17 protein-coding genes are annotated in these 17,499 nt (G+C 73.3%); 5 read left to right on the top strand and 12 right to left on the bottom strand.

Features of this window, described 5'->3' with window-relative positions; translation table 11 throughout:
- Nucleotides 1-119 precede the first annotated feature (119 nt).
- The 6 genes from cbiE to HCC30_RS03230 all read right to left on the bottom strand — a co-directional run bounded on the left by cbiE (nucleotide 120) and on the right by HCC30_RS03230 (nucleotide 6,175).
- The gene (gene cbiE / locus HCC30_RS03255) at nucleotides 120-1,388 is read right to left on the bottom strand and encodes a precorrin-6y C5,15-methyltransferase (decarboxylating) subunit CbiE (protein ID WP_169440402.1); all 1,269 of its coding nucleotides are present in this window, start codon (nucleotides 1,386-1,388) and stop codon (nucleotides 120-122) included.
- Between the two features lie 118 nt (nucleotides 1,389-1,506).
- Entirely contained in the window at nucleotides 1,507-2,175 is a 669-nt protein-coding gene (locus HCC30_RS03250) for a GNAT family N-acetyltransferase (RefSeq protein WP_169440401.1), read from the bottom strand.
- 212 nt (nucleotides 2,176-2,387) lie between these two features.
- Entirely contained in the window at nucleotides 2,388-3,245 is an 858-nt protein-coding gene (locus tag HCC30_RS03245; RefSeq protein WP_169440400.1) for a MetQ/NlpA family ABC transporter substrate-binding protein, read from the bottom strand.
- Nucleotides 3,246-3,353: 108 nt separating this feature from the next.
- Nucleotides 3,354-4,025 (bottom strand): methionine ABC transporter permease, encoded by a 672-nt coding sequence (locus tag HCC30_RS03240; protein WP_169440399.1) that lies wholly within the window; start codon nucleotides 4,023-4,025, stop codon nucleotides 3,354-3,356.
- Nucleotides 4,022-5,077 carry an ATP-binding cassette domain-containing protein gene (locus HCC30_RS03235; protein WP_169440398.1) on the bottom strand — a complete coding sequence of 352 codons (1,056 nt, stop codon included), beginning with the start codon at nucleotides 5,075-5,077 and terminating at the stop codon, nucleotides 4,022-4,024. Before HCC30_RS03235 ends, HCC30_RS03240 begins: the two co-directional genes overlap by 4 nt.
- Before the next feature lie 447 nt (nucleotides 5,078-5,524).
- Nucleotides 5,525-6,175, bottom strand: coding sequence for an HAD family hydrolase (locus tag HCC30_RS03230; RefSeq protein ID WP_169440397.1), 651 nt, complete (start codon nucleotides 6,173-6,175; stop codon nucleotides 5,525-5,527).
- 147 nt (nucleotides 6,176-6,322) lie between these two features.
- Between HCC30_RS03230 and HCC30_RS03225 the strand changes: the two genes are divergently transcribed.
- Together HCC30_RS03225 and HCC30_RS03220 are read left to right on the top strand one after the other, a co-directional pair.
- On the top strand, nucleotides 6,323-6,694 hold the full coding sequence (locus HCC30_RS03225; RefSeq protein ID WP_169440396.1) for a hypothetical protein: 372 nt from the start codon (nucleotides 6,323-6,325) through the stop codon (nucleotides 6,692-6,694).
- 46 nt (nucleotides 6,695-6,740) lie between these two features.
- Nucleotides 6,741-7,187, top strand: a complete 447-nt coding sequence (locus tag HCC30_RS03220; protein WP_169440534.1) for a hypothetical protein — start codon at nucleotides 6,741-6,743, stop codon at nucleotides 7,185-7,187.
- A gap of 33 nt (nucleotides 7,188-7,220) precedes the next feature.
- On the opposite strand, the gene HCC30_RS03215 is transcribed toward HCC30_RS03220, so the two are convergent.
- Nucleotides 7,221-7,739, bottom strand: coding sequence for a GNAT family N-acetyltransferase (locus HCC30_RS03215; protein ID WP_169440395.1), 519 nt, complete (start codon nucleotides 7,737-7,739; stop codon nucleotides 7,221-7,223).
- A 294-nt stretch (nucleotides 7,740-8,033) separates the two neighbouring features.
- A complete protein-coding gene (locus HCC30_RS03210; RefSeq protein WP_206323236.1) occupies nucleotides 8,034-9,188 on the bottom strand; it encodes a glycerophosphodiester phosphodiesterase in 1,155 nt (384 codons plus the stop codon).
- 363 nt (nucleotides 9,189-9,551) lie between these two features.
- On the opposite strand from HCC30_RS03210, the gene HCC30_RS03205 reads away from it, so the two are divergent.
- From HCC30_RS03205 to HCC30_RS03195, 3 genes are all read left to right on the top strand, one after another.
- Nucleotides 9,552-10,235: a lysophospholipid acyltransferase family protein gene (locus HCC30_RS03205; protein WP_169440394.1), complete on the top strand. Its 684-nt coding sequence runs from the start codon at nucleotides 9,552-9,554 to the stop codon at nucleotides 10,233-10,235.
- A 223-nt stretch (nucleotides 10,236-10,458) separates the two neighbouring features.
- Nucleotides 10,459-11,052, top strand: a complete 594-nt coding sequence (locus tag HCC30_RS03200; protein ID WP_169440393.1) for a TetR/AcrR family transcriptional regulator — start codon at nucleotides 10,459-10,461, stop codon at nucleotides 11,050-11,052.
- Nucleotides 11,049-12,239 (top strand): FAD-dependent monooxygenase, encoded by a 1,191-nt coding sequence (locus HCC30_RS03195; protein ID WP_169440392.1) that lies wholly within the window; start codon nucleotides 11,049-11,051, stop codon nucleotides 12,237-12,239. Before HCC30_RS03200 ends, HCC30_RS03195 begins: the two co-directional genes overlap by 4 nt.
- A 223-nt stretch (nucleotides 12,240-12,462) precedes the next feature.
- Here the strand turns inward: HCC30_RS03195 and HCC30_RS03190 are convergent, their stop codons facing one another.
- From HCC30_RS03190 to argH, 4 genes are all read right to left on the bottom strand, one after another.
- Nucleotides 12,463-14,049 carry an MFS transporter gene (locus HCC30_RS03190; RefSeq protein ID WP_169440391.1) on the bottom strand — a complete coding sequence of 529 codons (1,587 nt, stop codon included), beginning with the start codon at nucleotides 14,047-14,049 and terminating at the stop codon, nucleotides 12,463-12,465.
- A gap of 73 nt (nucleotides 14,050-14,122) precedes the next feature.
- Nucleotides 14,123-14,686, bottom strand: coding sequence for a TetR/AcrR family transcriptional regulator (locus HCC30_RS03185; RefSeq protein ID WP_206323235.1), 564 nt, complete (start codon nucleotides 14,684-14,686; stop codon nucleotides 14,123-14,125).
- Nucleotides 14,687-14,820: 134 nt separating this feature from the next.
- A complete protein-coding gene (locus HCC30_RS03180; RefSeq protein WP_169440389.1) occupies nucleotides 14,821-15,885 on the bottom strand; it encodes an alpha/beta hydrolase in 1,065 nt (354 codons plus the stop codon).
- Between the two features lie 141 nt (nucleotides 15,886-16,026).
- The gene (gene argH / locus HCC30_RS03175) at nucleotides 16,027-17,454 is read right to left on the bottom strand and encodes an argininosuccinate lyase (RefSeq protein ID WP_169440388.1); all 1,428 of its coding nucleotides are present in this window, start codon (nucleotides 17,452-17,454) and stop codon (nucleotides 16,027-16,029) included.
- Nucleotides 17,455-17,499 lie beyond the last annotated feature (45 nt).

The raw sequence follows: 17,499 nt of genomic DNA, 5'->3' as shown, positions 1-17,499 counted from the left end.
GCGGCACAACGATCGCTCAGCCTACCCGGCACGGAGCCGTCCCCCGTCCATGGGGAGGCCGGGAAGGGGCGAGACGTCCGGGTCCGTCGCGGTTCCTCACGCGGCGGATCACTCCGGATTCAGATCCGGACGCCCGAGAGCAGGAACACAACGGCTCGTTCACTTTCCACCCAGGCCACGGTGTCCAGCTCCACCGACTGCAACAGGGCGCACTCGACGGCGTATCCGCCCTCCGCGAGCGCCCTGCCGACGGCTTCCGCCTCGTCGCGCGTCGCCGCGTGGGTGACGATCCGGCCGGGCCTGCGCGCCGCCACGGCCTCGACGGTGGCCACGCCTCCGCCGCCGACGCGTACGACGTCCGGCTCGGGCAGGTCCTCCAGGACCTGCGGCGCCGTGCCGTGCACCAGGTCGAGCTGGACGCCGAACCGGCGCCCGGCCGCGGCGGCGCGCTCGCAGGCGTCCGCGTCCCGGTCGACGGCGATGACCGCGGCGCCGAAGCGCGCCGCCTCCACCGCCAGCGCGCCCCCGCCGGTGCCGATGTCCCAGACCAGGTCGCCGACGCGCGGGCCGAGCCGGGCCAGCTGCGCGGCGCGCAGCTGCACGGACTCGCTCGCCCGCGCGGGAGCGCCCGGCAGCCGGGGCTCGTACGCGGCGGCGGGCAGGGCCCAGCCGCGCGTGGCCGGCGGGTAGTTGGGGTCGCGTCCGGCGATCCAGCCGCTGCCCTGGCCGCCGCCGGGACCGCCCGAGCCCTGGCCCTCGGGCGGCACCCCGCCGGAGGCGGAGGGTCCGCCGCCGACGACGAGGACGACGTTGGGATCACGCCAGGTGTGGTCGGCGACCTTGTCCGAGGTGAGCACGGTGACCTGCTCCTGGTCCGTGCCCAGGGCCTCGCAGATGACGAACGTGCGGTGCACCGGCCCGAGCAGCAGGGCCAGTTCGGCCGGGCCCGCGCCCGGCGAGGTGAGGACGGCGACCTTGCCGTGCGCCCGGCAGACGTTGACGGCGCGGCGCAGCGTACGGGAATTGGCGACGACGACCTGTGCGTCGTCCCAGGGCATCCCGGCGCGCGCGAAGGCGGCGGCCGCGGCCGAGACGGCGGGGACGACCTCGACCTCCAGGCCGAACTCGGGGGCGCGGAGCGTGCGGACGACGCCGAAGAAGCCGGGGTCGCCGTCGGCCAGGACGACGGCCGTGCCGCGGTGCCGCACGATGCGGCGGGCCGCCAGCGAGAGGCTGCCGAGCCGGACCCGTTCGGCGCCGGGCGGGATCTCCGGCAGCGCGAGGTGGTGTCCCGCACCGGCGACGAGGGTGGCGGCGCCGAGCGCCGCGCGCGCCGCACCGGTCAGCGGGGAGCCGTCCCATCCGATCACGGTGACGCGGTCGGCCATCGGTGGGTCTCTCCTGGGCTCGTCGCGGGTCGGGGGCAGGGGTCCACCGAGAGTACCCCCTCCTCGCGCGCCCTCCGCCCGCCCGGGTCCGCGCCCCCGGGCGCCGGTGCGCGCGGTCTCAGCGGGGCGAGTGCAGCCAGTCCGGGTACGCGGCGTAGCCGCCGTAGGCCGCGAAGCCGCCGGGCTCCTCGCGCTCCTCGCCGGCGTCGTCCAGGTCCTCCGGCAGCAGGCTCCAGACGATCAGGTCGGTGCGGATGTCGGCCCAGCCGCCGTCCTCGGTGCGGGTGCGCGCTATCCACGCGTTGCGCAGCACGCCCTCGCTGATGCAGCCGAGCTTCTGGGCGACCTGCTGGGCCGCGGTGTTGTCGGCCGCGGTGCGCAGCTCCAGCCGCTCGAACCGCTGGTCGCGGAAGAGCCACTGGGCGACGGCGAGCGCGGACTCCGAGGCGTACCCCTCGCCGCGCGCCCAGGGCGCCGTGACGTACCGGATCTCGGCGGCCAGCAGGCGCCAGTCTGGGTGCGCGAGCCGGACGAGGCCGACGAGCCGCTGGGTGAGGAACTCGGTGACGGCGAAGACCATGCCCTCGCCGCGGGTCCGCACGGCCGGGGCGGCGCGCCGCACGAAGTCGCGGGCGTCCACCTCGCGGTAGGGCGTGTGGACGTCCGTCCAGGCCGCGACCAGGTCGTCGGCCATCATGTCGGTCAGCGCCGGGACGTCGGCCTCCTCGAACGGGCGCAGCACGAGCCGGTCCGTACTGATCGAGACGTCCGGAAAGGTCGGTGTCATGCGGCGCTCCATACCGGTTCGGGGGTCCGGGGGCCCGGCCCGTGGGCGGTGCGGGGCCCGGGCCCGGGGCGCGTCCGGAGGGGTTTGCGGCTGGCAACAGCATGCCGCATGGCACCCGGGACGCACAGCGCCGGGCCCCTGGGTGTGCGGGGCCCGGCGCCGGAGGACGCGTCACGCCGCAAGGGCGGGCGCCCGTGCGGGACTTGGCGGGGTCAGGACTTGACGGGACCGAAGACCGGCTCGATGCCGCCCTGGTAGGTGTCCTCGATGTACTTCTTGACCTCGTCCGAGTTCAGCAGCTTGGCGAGCTTCTTGATCCGCGGGTCGTCCTGGTTGCCGTCCTTGACCGCGAGGAAGTTGGCGTAGGGGTTGCCCTCCGCCTTCTCCGCGACGAGGGCGTCCTCCTTGGGCTTCAGGTCGGCGTCGATCGCGTAGTTGCCGTTGATGACGGCGGCGTCGACGTCGCTGAGGGAGCGGGGCACGGAAGCGGCCTCCAGCTCCTTGAAGTTGAGGCCCTTCTTGTCCGCGATGTCGCCGAGGGTGGCGTCCTGGCCGGTGCCCTTCTTGAGCTCGATGACCTTGTGCTCGTCGAGGAGGTGCAGGGCGCGGCCCTCGTTGGTGGCGTCGTTGGGCACCGCGATCGTCTGGCCGCTCTTGATGTCGTCGAGGCTCTTCGCCTTCTTCGAGTAGAGGGCCAGCGGCTCCAGCTCGACGTTGACGACGGGCTTGATGCTGGTGCCCTTCTTCTTGTTGAAGTCGTCGAGGTAGGGCTTGTGCTGGAAGAAGTTCGCGTCGACCTCGCCGCTCTCGGTGGCGGTGTTCGGGAGTACGTAGTCGGAGAACTCCTTGACCTGGAGCTTCAGCCCCTCCTTCGCCGCCAGGTTCTTCTTGACGAAGTTGAGGATGTCGGCGTGCGGCGTGGGGCTCGCCGCGACGGTCAGCGGTTCCTTGGGGTCGGCGGTGGCGCCGTCCGCGTTGCCCGGGTCGGAGGCGGTGCCGCAGGCGGACAGGCCCAGGGCGAGCGCGGCGGTCGCGGCGGCGACGGTGGTGAGCTTGATGGCGTTACGCACGAAGAGTGCCTCTTTCTGGAGTGATGCAGCCTGTGAACAAGGAGTTCTGGCGTGGGGGGTGCTGCCGGACGAGCGGGTCCGGCGGCGGGGTGCCGCGGGCCGTGGGCCTCAGGCGGCGGACCGTTCGCGCCGGGCCAGCAGCCGGACGACACCGTCGCCGAGGAGCTGGACGAGCGTGACGATCACGATCAGGGCGGCGACGGTGGTGAGCATGACGCCGGTCTCGAAGCGCTGGTAGCCGTACTGCAGCGCGACGGCGCCGAGTCCGCCGCCCGCGACCGCGCCGGCCATCGCCGAGTAGCCGATCAGCACGATGACGGTGGTGGTCAGGCCGGCGATGAGGGAGGGCAGCGACTGCGGCAGCAGCGCCTTGAAGACGATGGTCGGCGTACCGCCGCCCATGGACTGCACGGCCTCGACGAGTCCGCCGTCGACCTCCCGGATCGCGGCCTCGACCAGGCGCGCGAAGAACGGGATGGCGCCGATGGCGAGCGGCACGATCGCGGCGGTGGGGCCGATGAAGGTGCCGACGAGGACCCGCGTGAGCGGGATCAGCGCGATCAGCAGGATGATGAAGGGCAGCGAGCGGCCGACGTTCACGACGGCGCCGACGACCTTGTTGACGGCGGTGTTCTGGAGCAGCCCGCCGCGGTCGGTCAGCACCAGCAGGACGCCGAGCGGCAGCCCGCCGAGGACGGCGATCAGGGTCGACCAGCCGACCATGTAGACGGTGTCGATGAGGCCCTGCGACAGCAGTGGCTGTATCTCGTCCCAGGTCACTTGGCGACCTCCTTCACGAGTTCGGCGGGACGCGAGCCGCGGTCCTCGGACCGGCCCACGACGTCGACGGTGAGGCCCTGCTCGCGCAGGAAGCCGATGGGCACGACGTTGTCGTCGTACCGGCCGGGCAGTTCGATCCGCATCCGGCCGACCTGCTTGCCGCCGACGGTGTCCATCGCGGCGCCGAGGATCGAGATGTCGACGTTGTAGGTGCGCGAGAGCTGGGAGATCACCGGCTCGGTCGCGGTCTCGCCGTGGAAGGTGACGTCGACGACGGTGCGGCTGTCGTCGGCCACCTCCCCGCCGACGGGGAACAGCTCGCGGGCCAGCTCGGAGCCGGGCGTCGCCAGCAGCTCGGAGACGGTTCCGGACTCGACGACGCCGCCGTCCCGCATCAGCGCGGCCGAGTCGCAGACGGCCTTGACGACGTCCATCTCGTGCGTGATGAGCAGCACCGTCAGGCCGAGCTGGCGGTTGAGGTCGCGCAGGAGCTGGAGGACGGAGCGAGTGGTCTCCGGGTCGAGCGCCGAGGTGGCCTCGTCGGAGAGCAGGACCTTGGGGTCGCCGGCGAGCGCGCGGGCGATGCCGACGCGCTGCTTCTGGCCGCCGGAGAGCTGGCCGGGGTGCACCTTCGCCTTGTCGGCGAGGCCGACGAGGTCGAGCAGTTCCAGCGCCTTGCGGGAGCGCTCCTTGCCGCTGAGTCCGAGGATCTCCAGCGGGAGCTCCACGTTGCCCTGGACGGTGCGCGAGGAGAGCAGGTTGAAGTGCTGGAAGACCATGCCGATCCGGCTGCGGGCCTGCCGCAGTTCGGCGCCGGCCCGCCGGCCGCGCCCGGCGAGCGCGGTCAGGTCCTGGCCGTCGACGGTGACCGTGCCGGAGGTGGGGCGCTCCAGCAGGTTCACGCAGCGGATCAGGGAGGACTTCCCGGCGCCGCTCTGACCGACGACGCCGAACACCTCGCCCTCGCGGACGTGCAGATTCACGCCGTCGAGCGCGGTGATCTCGCGGTCTCGGGTGCGATAGACCTTGGTCAGGTCCGTAGTGGTAATCACAGGATTTCCGTCACTGTCTGGGACTGGTGGGACTTCCGGGCGCGCGCGGGTGGGCCCGCCCGGGCACCGGGCATTCCTTGCGGAGCGGCTTGGGGGGATCGTCCGGCGGGCGGATGCGGGGAACCGTCCGCGGTGCGGTGCGGTACCGCGGGGCCGCGGCGGGCAGTCCGCGCCGGGGGCGCGGGGCTCTGCGGTGCGAGCTCTGGCATCCGGGCTCACTTCGGGGCGCGAGCCGCCGGCTCAAGCGGGGGCCCTCAGCGGGCACACATTCGCATGTCGCGCATGCGCATGCGGCAACGAGCACCGGTGGCGGATTTCGCCTCGGTCGCAAGGATGCGGTCGCTCGTCGTGTCCATGAGGGTCAGTAAACCAGACAGCGGCGCCGGCCCCCAGGGAGTGAACTCCGCTGTCCGCATGCTGGACGCCGCGCCGCTCGGCCACTGGTCCTCACGCCCCGGCGGTGATCTCCACTCCGGCGGAAGTGACCTGCGCGGATACGGCGGAGAGGTCGTCGACGACGACGTCGGCGCGCAGCTCGTCGGCGGTGTGCGTTGTGGCCAATGCCACGGTCCGCATGCCCGCGGCACGGCCGGCCTCCAGCCCTGCGGGCGCGTCCTCGAAGACGACGCAGCGGGACGGGTCGACGCCCAGCTTGGCGGCGGCCAGCAGGTACGGCTCGGGGTGCGGCTTGCCCTGGACGATGTCGTCGGCCGCGATGACCAGCGGGGCCTCGATGCCCACCTGGCGCAGCCTGGCCTCGCCCAGGACGCGGGTGGCCGAGGTGACGACGGCCCAGCCGCCCTCGGGCAGGGCGCGTATCAGCTCGGCGGTGCCGGGGAGCAGGCGTACGCCGCCCTCGGTGACGTCCTCGACCTCCAGCTGCTCGACGCGGGCGAGCGCCTCGGGGATGCGCTCGGGCGGCAGCAGGTCGGCGAGGATCTCGGCGGCGGGACGTCCGTGCAGCTCGACCCGGGCGAACTCCTCCTCGCTGATGCCGTACTCCTCGGCCCAGCGGGTCCAGCAGCGGATCACGGAGTCCAGGGAGGAGATGAGCGTGCCGTCGTTGTCGAACAGCAGGGCATCAGCGGTGATCTTCATGGTGCTCCAGGGTACTTCTCGGCCATCGGGGCCGGATCGCGCCCGCCGGTGCCGTCCGGCCGCTCCCCCGGCGTCCCGGTTGCCCCGGATTCCGCCCTTCCCGGCCCCCGCGCCGGAGGGGGCGGCCCGCCTCCTAGAATCGTGCGCATGCTCACCCCCCTGACGGTCACGCTCGCCGTGGCCGCGCTCGCACTGGCCGCGTGGTGCGGCTGGGCCGCGTACCGCGACCAGCCCACGAAGGACTGGCACTTCATCGGCATGGCGGTGGTCTCGCTGCTCGCGCTGGTGCAGCTGGTGGTGGGCATCGTGATGCTGGCCCGCGGCGAGGACCCCGCCGACGGTGCGGTGATCTTCGTCTCGTATCTGCTCGGCGTCGCGGCCTGCGTGCCCGTGGTCGGGCTGATCTCGCTGACGGAACGGACGAAGTGGGGCTCGCTGACGGTGGTCGCGGGCGCCGTGGTGCTGGCCGTGCTCCAGGTGCGGCTGCACGACATCTGGGGAGGCGGCAGCGGTGCCTGAGACGGAACAGCGCGAGGCTCCCGCCGGGCGGCGGTTCGCCGACCGGCTGGCACGGCGGCGCGACGCGCGGGCGTCCGGCGCCCGCACCGGCATCGGCTCCGGCCCCGGCAAGCTGCTGCTGACCCTGTACGGGATCTTCACCGTGGGCGCCGCCTCGCGTTCGGCGGTGCAGCTGAGCACCCGGTTCCACGAGGCGCCGCTGCCGTACCTGCTCTCGGCGCTGGCCGCCGTGGTCTACGCGTTCATCACCGTCTCGCTGGTGCGCGGCGGGGAGCGGGCGCGCCGGGCCGCGTTCGTGTGCTGCTGCGTGGAGCTGGTGGGCGTACTCGCCGTCGGGACCTGGGCGTTGCTCGACCCGGCCGACTTCCCGGACACGACCGTCTGGTCCAACTACGGGATGGGGTACCTGTTCATCCCGGTCATCCTGCCCGTCACGGGCCTGCTGTGGCTGCGGCGTTCGGGGAAGAGCGCGACGGCCCGCGCCGGGAGCTGATCCCGGCACGGGCCGCCTCGCGTGCGCGGGCCGTCAGGCGCTGGTGGCGTACTGCTCGGTGGCCGGACCGCCCTGCGCCCGGGCCTCCTTGGCCATCGCGACGAGGGTGACCTTGCGGTCCTTCTCGGTGCCCACGGGCGTGTAGCCGCACTGCCGGTAGAGCCGCAGGTTGCCGTCGCTGCGGTCGCCGGTCACCAAGTGGTAGCGGGTGGCGGCCTGTTCGGCGGCGATGCTCGCCTCGATGCCGGACAGCAGCCGCCTGCCGAGCCCGTGCCGCTGCATCCGCGGGTGGACGCACAGCCTGCTGATCCGCGCCGTCCCGTCGGCCTCGACGACGGCCCGTACCGAACCGACGACCTCGGTGCCGAGCCGGGCCACCAGCACGTATCCGGAGTCGAGTTCGCCGCGCAGCGCGTCGAGGGTCTGGGTGAGCGGCGCGATCGCGTAGTCGCCGTACACCTCGGCCTCCCGCTGGAAGCAGAGGTACTGCAGTTTGAGGATCTGCTCGGCGTCGCTGTCGTCCGCCGCAGAGATGGTCACGCTCATGCCCATGTGCGTATGCCTCTCCATGTCTGTCCCGTCCGCGCGCGGGCCGGCACGAAGGCCGGCCGGGGTGTCGCGTCACGGACGTGTCTGCCCTGAACGCCCGATTGCTATCGCACCATTCCCCCGGCGCGCACCCCCGCAACCTCTGCCGTGAGCGATCCGCGCGGGCATTTGCGACATCGGGAACGGAGCGGCCGCGCACGGCCCCGTGACATTCCCAACTCGCCTGCCCTGCCCGGGTTTGCGGGGCCGCCCGCCCCCCGCGGACGGGCGGCCTCCCACCGGGGGGGGGCTGCTCCGTTACTTCCGGAAGTCGGCCGCCGCGAGGAGGGCGGTGTCCGGGTTGTCGGAGAAGATCCCGTCGATGCCGGTCTCCAGGTACGCCTTGAAGGCGCCGAAGGCGTCGCCGTAGGCGGCCGGGTCGGAGCCGCGACGGAAGTCGCGCGGCAGGAAGGTGTTCTCGTTCCGCACGGTGTACGGGTGCACCAGCAGGCCGGCCCGGTGCGCGTCCCGGACCAGGGTGGACGGCTTGTCGAGGCTGTCGTCCTTCTTGCGCGGGATCACCGAGTCCAGGCCCGGGCCGATACCGGCGGCGAAGCCGGCGATCCAGGCCAGGCCCTCGGGCTCGATCAGGTCGGCGACCTTGCGCGGGTCGCCGGACTCGACGAAGTCCCAGGGGCGGGTGTCGGGCGCGTCCAGCAGGACGACGCCGGGGCAGTCGACCAGCTTCGAGAGCGTGCGGATGCTGGTGGGCTCGAAGGACTGGACGAAGTTCGGCGCGTCCTCGCGGTGCCGCCCGTACCGGCGCAGCAGCTTCGCGAGCGGCTTCTCGGTGGCCAGGCCGAGCCCGCGGAAGTAGGTGGGGTGTTTGGTCTCGATGTGCAGCCAGACCGGGCGGCCGCGCTCGCGGCCCTGCTCCTCGGCCCAGTCGAGGACCTCCTCGAAGGTCGGCACCTGCCAGCGGCCGTCGTAGAGCGTGTTCCGGGCGCGCTCCTCGGGGATGCGCTCGGTGGCGCGCAGGGTGCGCAGTTCGGTGAGGGTGAAGTCCTCGGTGAACCAGCCGGTGAGCTGCACGCCGTCGACGGTCTTCGTCGTCCTGCGGTCCGCGAACTCGGGATGGTCGGCGACGTCGGTGGTCCCGGTGATGTCGTTCTCGTGACGGCACACCAGGTGCCCGTCCTTGGTCGGGACGAGGTCCTGCTCGATGACGTCCGCGCCCATGTCGAGGGCGAGCTGGTAGGCGCCCAGGGTGTGCTCGGGGCGGTATCCGCTGGCGCCGCGGTGCGCGACGACGGCGGGGAAGGGCAGCTCGTCGCCGCCGCGGCGGCGCTTCCCGGCGGCGGCCGGCGAGGCGGCCGACGCGGGACCGGCCGCGCCGAGCGTGGCGGCGCCCGCTGCGCCCAGCACTGCCGCTCCGAGCAGGGTTCTGCGCCCCGGCTGCTGCTGACGTCCCATGGGCTCTCCTTGGTAGGCGGCACCGGGTCTGCCCCCGGCGTGACTCAGGGTGATCGTATGCGGAGACGGGCGACGGGAATACGACACGTGACCGAACACGCGGGAAACAGCGGCCGGTCGGGGCGTACGGGCGTCGGCCCGGGACAGGGCGGCGGCAAACCCGGCACAAGGGCCGTAACCGGTGTCAACTTTCTGTATCGGCTCAATGAACCCGGTGTGCCGTCGGGCGGCAACGGCGAGTATCGTCCCCACCTGCGCGAGCACGCGCCGACACCGCAGGGCGGCCACGGCACCGCCACCCGGCGGAGCCGCACGGCGGCCGGCGAGGCGCACGCGCCCCGACATCACCGACCGGAGGAACCGTTGTCCCGCTTCGTGCTGATCAAGGCAACACTGGGCCCGCTCCTGCGTCTGCTGTTCCGCCCACGCGTCGAAGGGGCCGAGAACATCCCCGGCTCGGGGCCCGTGATCCTGGCGGGCAACCACCTGACGTTCATCGACTCGATGATCCTGCCGCTGGTGACGGGCGAGAGGCAGGTGTTCTTCATCGGCAAGGACGAGTACGTCACCGGCAAGGGCCTCAAGGGCCGCCTCATGGCCTGGTTCTTCACCGGCTCCGGCATGATCCCCGTCGACCGGGACGGCGGGCGCGGCGGCGTCGCCGCCCTGATGACCGGGCGCCGGGTCCTGGAGGAGGGCCACATGTTCGGCATCTACCCGGAGGGCACCCGCTCCCCCGACGGCCGCCTGTACCGCGGCCGCACGGGCATCGCCCGCCTGGCGCTGATGACCGGCGCGCCCGTGGTGCCGTTCGCGATGATCGGCACGGACGAGATCCAGCCGGGCGGCAAGGGACTCCCCCGCGTCGGCGGCGGCCGCCGCGTCTCCGTGCACTTCGGTGAGCCGCTGGACTTCTCGCGGTACGAGGGCATGGACCGCGACCGCTACGTACTGCGCGCGGTGACGGACGAGGTCATGAGCGAGGTCATGCGGCTCTCCGGTCAGGAGTACGTCGACATGTACGCCACCAAGGCGCGGGCCGCGTAACTCCCCTTCGGGGGCGCGCCGTTCGCGTGCCCGTGCGCACCTGTCCGCGGGTGCGTCGTGGCTGATCGCGCAGTTCCCCGCGCCCCTTGTCGCCCGGGCGGGACGGTTCGGATGAACCGTCCCGCCCGGGCTTTTCCGTGCTCCCGGGAGACAGAGCCGGGCGGGGCGCGCTATGTTTGGGCAGTCGTCCAAGGCGAGTGACCAAACGGCGTACGGAGGTTCCATGGCGCAGCGACCGGCGGCCGAGCGGGGCGGGGCGGTGCGGGAGCGGCTGCTGGCCTCGGCCCGCGTCCTCATCGGCGAGCTCGGGTGGAACGGGGTGAGCACCCGCGTCCTCGCGCAGCGCGCGGAGGTGCGGCCCGGGCTCGTGCACTACCACTTCGCCTCGCTCCCGGCGCTGCTGCGCCAGGCCGCGCTGGGCACCATGCGCCCGATGCTGGACGAGGCCGCGGCCCTGTTCGCGGCCGCGGCCACCCCGGCCGACGGCGCCGAGGCGCTGCTGCGGCACCTGGACCGGTACTCGGGCCGCGACCCGGCCTCCCTGCTCGTCGCCGAGGCGTACCTGACCGCCACCCGGGACGAGGAACTGCGCGGCGCGCTGGCCGAGTTGGTCGCCGCCTTCCACGGCCGCCTCACCGACTCCCTCGCCCGCGCCGGACACCCCACGCCGGAGGCGGCGGCCACCGCGCTGATGACCGTCCTCGACGGCTTCGTCCTGCACCGGGGGCTGAACTCCGAACTCGCCTGCGCCCCGCTCGTCCCCCTCGTCCGCTCCCTCGTCGAGGGGCGGACCGGACCGGAAGGAGAGCACCGATGAGCACCCCGAGGAGCGCGCTGATCTGCGGCGCGGGAATCGCCGGACTGGCACTCGCGGCCCGTCTGCGGCACCACGGCTGGGAGGTCCTGGTCGTCGACGCGGCCCCCGGGCCGCGCGAACAGGGCTACATGATCGACTTCTTCGGGCCCGGCTTCGAGGCCCTGACGGACATGGGCCTGGAACCGGAACTGCGCCGGCTCGGCCACCGCACCAGCGAGTTCCGCTACGTCGACGAGCGGGGCCGCACCCGCGCCGCCGTCGACTACGCCCGCTTCGAACGGGCCGCGCGCGGCGGGCTCGTCAGCATCATGCGCCCCGACCTGGAGCGGCTGCTGCGCGAGCACGTCACGCGGCGGCGCGGCCCGGTCGAGCTGCGGTACGGCACGACCGTCGACGCGGTCGCCGACGGGGAGGTCACCCTCTCCGACGGCACCCGGCACCGCCCGGACGTGCTGGTCGGCGCGGACGGCATCCACTCCCGCGTCCGCTCCCTCGTCCTCGGCCCCGAGCGGGACTTCCTCCGCCGGCTGGGCATGCACACCGGTGCCTTCGTCTTCGAGGACGCGGAGCTGTTCCGGCGGATGCGCGGCCGCTTCACGCTCACCGACACCACCCACCGGCAGATGGGCTTCTACGGGCTGGACGGGGACCGCGTCGCCGTCTTCACCGTCCACCGCTCCGGGGACACCGCGCTCCCCGCCGACCCGCGCGAGGCGCTGCGCCGCGAGTACCGGGACGCGGGCGGGCCCACCCGGCGCGCGCTCGAACTCTGCCCGCCCGGCGAGCGGGTGTACTACGACGAGGTCGCGCAGATCGTCGCCCCGCGCTGGTCCGCCGGGAACACGGTGCTGGTCGGGGACGCGGCGCACGCGGTCTCGCTGATCGCCGGGCAGGGCGCCTCGCTCGGGGTGGCCGGCGCGTACCTGCTCGCCGGCCGGCTGGCCGCGGCGGACTCGGTACGCGCCGCACTCGCCGAGTACGAGCGGCGCTGGCGGCCGGTGGTGGGCGCGGTGCAGGAGCATGCGCGGGACCGGGTCGGCGAGTGGTTCCTGCCCCGCTCGCGCACGAAACTGGTGCTGCGGCGCTGGGGGTTCCGCGCGATGAACGTCCCCGGCGCGGACCGCCTCCTCGGCAACGCCCTCCTCCCCAAGTCCAGCACCCCGGTCACCGAGCTGAGCGCCCTCTAGGGGGCGCGGGGAACGGCGCGAACGGCCACGGCGGCGGGGTGACCCGGTGACGGCATGGAGCACCCCGCGCCGGGGCTGAGGCGCTGCGCTTGCCAGCCCTACGCCTACGGCGCAGTTCTCCCAAGCGGGGCGAGCCCGGGAAAAGGGGCGCGGGGAACTGCGCAAAAAGGGGCGCGGGGAACGGCGCAAACCCCCGAGCCACAACGGCGCCGCACGCCGGGACCTACACGCCGACCGGAGAAGCCTCCGCCGCATCCTCCAGCCGCTGCCCCCGCAACAGCTTCCACGCCAGCACCGCCGCACTCAGCAGAATCACCGCCCCCACCGCCGCAGCCACCCGCAGCCCGCCGGTGAACGCGTGCTGCGCCGCGGCCAGCAGCCGGTCCCCCACGTCCGCCGGCAGCGAGGCGGCCGTGCGGACGGCCCCGCCCAGGGAGTCGTGGGCCGCCGCCGACTGCGCGGCCGTCACCCCGTCCGGCACGGGGAAGCCGCGGTAGATGCCCGTGACGATGGAGCCGAGCAGGGCGATGCCGAGCGCCGCGCCCAGCTCGTAGGCCGTCTCGGAGACCGCCGAGGCCGCGCCCGCCTGTTCCTTGGGGACGCTGGAGAGGATGACGTCGGCGGTGACGGTGAAGGCCAGGCCCGCGCCGAAGCCGACGACGAGCAGTACCGGGCCCAGCATCCAGTAGCCGGTGTCGGCCCGCAGCGTCGCGCAGGCGCCGAGCGCGAGTCCGACGGCGGCGAGCCCGCCCGCGACGGAGGCGCGCACCGAGGTGCGACGGGCGATGTACCCGGCGGCGAGTCCGGTGGCCACCGCGCCCAGCGCCGCGGGGAGTTCGGCGAGCCCGGCCTCCAGCGGCGAGCGCATCTGCACCATCTGCAGGAACTGCGAGAGGAAGAAGACCAGTCCGGACAGGCCGAGGATGGTGAGCAGGTCGGCGAGGACGGCGCCGGAGAACCCGCGGTGCTTGAACAGCCGCATGTCCAGGAGCGGTGCGGCGAGCCGCAGTTGGCGCCGGACGAAGACGGTGCCGGCGAGCAGCCCCAGCACGGCCGCGGCGAGGATGTCCCAGCGGAAGCCGTACGCGGCCGCCTCCTTGACCGCGTACACCACGGCGACGATCCCGGCCATGGAGAGGCCGACGCTCGGCAGGTCCCACGGTCCCGGTGCCGGGTTGCGGGACTCGGGCAGCAGCTTGGCGCCGACGAGCACCAGCACGGCCATCACCGGCAGGTTGATCAGGAAGACGCTGCCCCACCAGAAGTGCTCCAGCAGGAAGCCGCCGAGAACGGGCCCGAGCGCGGCGCCGGCGGAGGCCATCGCGCCCCAGATGCCGACGGCGATGCTGCGCTCGCGCGGGTCGGGGAAGATGTTGCGGATCAGCGCGAGCGTCGAGGGCATCAGGGTGGCACCGGCGACGCCGAGCAACGCCCGCCACAGGATCATGAGTTCAGCGCTGTGCGCGTACGCCGTCAGCGCGGAGACGACGCCGAAGGCGACGGAACCGGCGAGCAGCAGCCGCTTGCGTCCGATCCGGTCGCCGAGGCTGCCCATGGAGACCAGCAGTCCGGCGATGACGAAGGAGTAGACGTCGCCGATCCACAGCAGCTCGGTGCTGGAGGGGTTGAGGTCCTCGCTGAGGAAGGGGGTGGCCAGGCCGAGCACCGTGGCGTCGACGCCGACCAGCAGCACGGCCAGGACCAGCACGGACAGCGCCAGCCACCGGGAACGCGCCGCTCCCGGCCCCGCTCCTGCTCCCGCTTCCCGGGGGACGCGGCCCTGCTCCGGGACGGGATTCTCGCCGTTCATCGTTCCTCGCTCTGCGGCCGTGCGGGCCGCGCTCGTTCCGTGGGTTTCTCGTGTGCCCGGGGCGCTCCGGCCGCTAGGTGGCGCCGTCGCGTGCGCTTCCGCGCAGGGCGCCGCCGAGCAGGAGCTCGGCGGTCATCCGGCCGGAGTCGCGGGCGGCGACCCGGCCGTCCTGGACGGCCCAGGCGCCCGCCGTGATCAGCGCGTAGAGCGCCTCGGTGAGCCAGGCGGCGGTGAGGTCGATACGGAAGACGCCCTGCTGCTGGCCGCGCCGGAACAGCGCCTCGAAGCGCTCGTCGATCCGCTGCCAGCCCTCGTTGACCGCGCCGGACTCGAAGAGCTGGTTCTCGGTGAGCAGGAAGGCGAGGAACCCGGCGACGGGCTCGGCCTCCGCGACGACCCGGCGGACGGCGTCGTCCGCCGGCCCCTCCTCGACGCGGGCCGCGTCGAGCACGTCCGTCAGCTGCCGCAGCCCCAGCTCCTCCAGGGCGCGGATCAGCGCGTCCCGCCCGGCGAACTGGCGGTGCAGGGTGGCCCGGCTCATGCCCGCGGCCCGGGCGATCTCGTCCATGGACGCGGTGGGCCTGCGGGTCAGCAGATCCGCGACCCGGGTCAGCACCCGCTCACTGTCGACGCTCATGAGACGAGCGTACGCCACATGAGACATCTTTGTCTCACGGGAAACCTCGACGTTTCACCGGCGGTGCGGGCACGCGAAGGGCCGGGCACCCACGGCCATCCGTGGGTGCCCGGCCCGTTCCGGGTGTCGGCCGGTCAGTCGCGCCAGGCGCAACTGCCGGTCGTGGCACCGTTCTTCAGCAGCTTCGCCGCACGCGCGGCCGGGGGCACCTGCGTCCGGCCGTCCGCGCAGACGACGGTGCGGTCCGCGTACCCGGCGAGGTCGAGCAGGATCTGGTCCCAGTGCCGGTACTGCACGTCGTGCCCGCTGTCCGCGTACTTCCGCACGGTCGGCTCGCCGGGCAGCGCCTTCTTCCACTCCGCCTGCACCGCCGGCGGGACGGTCTTGTCCTTCATGCCGGTGTAGAGGTACGCCGGTGCCTTCAGGCCCGAGAGGCCGGGCCCGGGACGCTCGCAGTACAGCCGCTGCTCGTGCACCTGCGCCGAGGGGTCGCCCTTCTGTCCGCGCAGGTAGTACGAACGGCCGCCGTCCTCCTCGGCGTTGTCGGTGAAGCCGGGTATGCCGTGCACGGGGCTGTCCTTCTCGAAGCCCCACCACGCGCGCGGGTCCCGGATCTGCTCGGCGACCTGCTTGCGCTGCGCGTCCTCACCCAGGGCGCAGAACGGCGAGGTCGCCCCGTACGGCGGCGCGGCGGCGGCCAGGTGGAGCGAGGAGATCCGCTCGGGCGCGCGCTCGGCGAAGTGCGCCGCGTAGGGGCCGCCGCCGGAGATGGCGACGACGGGGGCCCGCTCGATGCCGAGGCGGTCGAGGACGGCCTCCACGTCCTGGCTGTAGTCGTCGAAACCGAGCTCGGGGTCGTACTCGGTGTCGCCGAAACCGTTGCGCTCGACGGAGATGATCCGCAGGTCCAGGTTCTCCCTGGTGGTGCGCAGGAACTCGGTCATCCCGGAGGCCCGGGCCGTGGTGCCGGTGCCGCCCATGAACACCACGGGCCGCCCCTCCTGCGTACCGGTGTCGCTGAAGTGGACGGTGCGGCCGTCCCGTTCCAGCTCGTGCATGGCCGGGCCGAGCGCGTCGAACTCGTCCTGGACGACCGGTTCGGGACGCTTGTCCGCCACCGCCGCGGTGGACCCGGTCAGCCCGACGGCCGCCGTGGTGGCCAGCGCGAGGGCCGCCACACCTGTCAGTGCCTTTTTCATTTTTCGCGTTCTCTCCATGCTCGGGGATGCGCACTTCGGGGATGTGCGGCACAGACCCTGCCCAGAAAGCCCGTTGGCATGCTCAGCGAAAAGTCCGGTCCCGCCGAGGCGGAACCGGACCTTCCTCCGAAACGTGCCAGGTCAGCCGCGCGCGCCGGCCCACTCCCGCTGGAGCGCCAGATCGGCCTTCAGGCCCCGCAGCTGCTCGGCCACCGCCGCCGGCGCGGTGCCGCCCTTGCCGCTGCGCGAGGCCAGCGCGCCGGGCACGTTGAGCACGGTGCGGACCTCCGGGGTGAGGTGCGGGGAGATCTCGGCGAACTGCTCGTCCGTCAGCTCGTCCAGCTCGATGCCCTCGCGCTCGCACACCTGGACGCAGGCGCCCGCGACCTCGTGCGCGACGCGGAACGGCACGCCCTGCTTCACCAGCCACTCGGCGATGTCCGTGGCCAACGAGAAGCCGGCGGGCGCCAGTTCGGCCATCCGCTCCCCGTTGACGGTGAGCGTGGCCATCATGCCGGTGAACGCGGGGAGCAGCAGCTCCAGCTGGTCGCAGGAGTCGAAGACGGGCTCCTTGTCCTCCTGCAGGTCGCGGTTGTACGCGAGCGGCAGCGCCTTCAGCGTCGCGAGCAGGCCCGTCAGATTGCCGATGAGCCGCCCGGACTTGCCGCGCGCCAGCTCGGCGATGTCCGGGTTCTTCTTCTGCGGCATGATCGAGCTGCCGGTGGAGAAGGCGTCGTGGAGCGTGACGAAGGAGAACTCCTTCGTGTTCCAGATGATCACCTCTTCGGCGATCTTCGACAGGTCGACGCCGACCATCGCCGTGATGAACGCGAACTCGGCGACGAAGTCCCGCGAGGCCGTCCCGTCGATGGAGTTGGCGGCGCTGCCTCCCTCGAAGCCGAGGTCGGCCGCGACGGCCTCGGGGTCCAGGCCGAGCGAGGACCCGGCGAGCGCACCCGAGCCGTACGGGCTGACCGCCGTCCGCTCGTCCCACTGCCGCAGCCGCTCCGCGTCCCGCGAGAGCGCCTGCGCGTGCGCGAGGACGTGGTGCGCGAACAGCACGGGCTGGGCGTGCTGGAGGTGGGTGCGGCCCGGCATGGCGACGTCCGGGTGGGCCTCGGCGAGGCCGGTCAGCGCCTCCTGGAGGTCGGCGAGCAGGCCGCCGAGGACGCGGGCCCGGTCGCGCAGGTACATCCGGAAGAGGGTGGCCACCTGGTCGTTGCGCGAGCGTCCGGCCCGCAGCTTGCCGCCGAGGTCGGCGCCGAGGCGCTCCAGCAGGCCGCGTTCGAGGGCGGTGTGCACGTCCTCGTCGGCGACGGTCCCGGTGAACGAGCCGTCGGCGACGTCCCTCTCGAGCTGGTCGAGCCCGGCGAGCATGCGGGTCAGCTCGTCCTCGGTGAGCAGCCCGGCCTGGTGCAGGACGCGGGCGTGCGCGCGCGAGCCGGCGATGTCGTACGGGGCCAGCCGCCAGTCGAAGTGGACGGAGGCGGAGAGCTTCTCCAGGGCCTCGGCCGGCCCGTCCGCGAACCGTCCGCCCCAGAGGCGGACGTCCTTGTTGTCGCTGCTCACGTGCGTTCGCTCCTGTGCGTGGTGCGTCGGGTGTGCGCGCGCCGC

Source organism: Streptomyces sp. HNM0574 (assembly GCF_012726235.1).
Classification (GTDB): Bacteria; Actinomycetota; Actinomycetes; order Streptomycetales; family Streptomycetaceae; genus Streptomyces.
The sequence above is the reverse complement of the archived record's forward strand: the minus strand, read 5'-3'. Positions and strand labels throughout refer to the sequence as shown.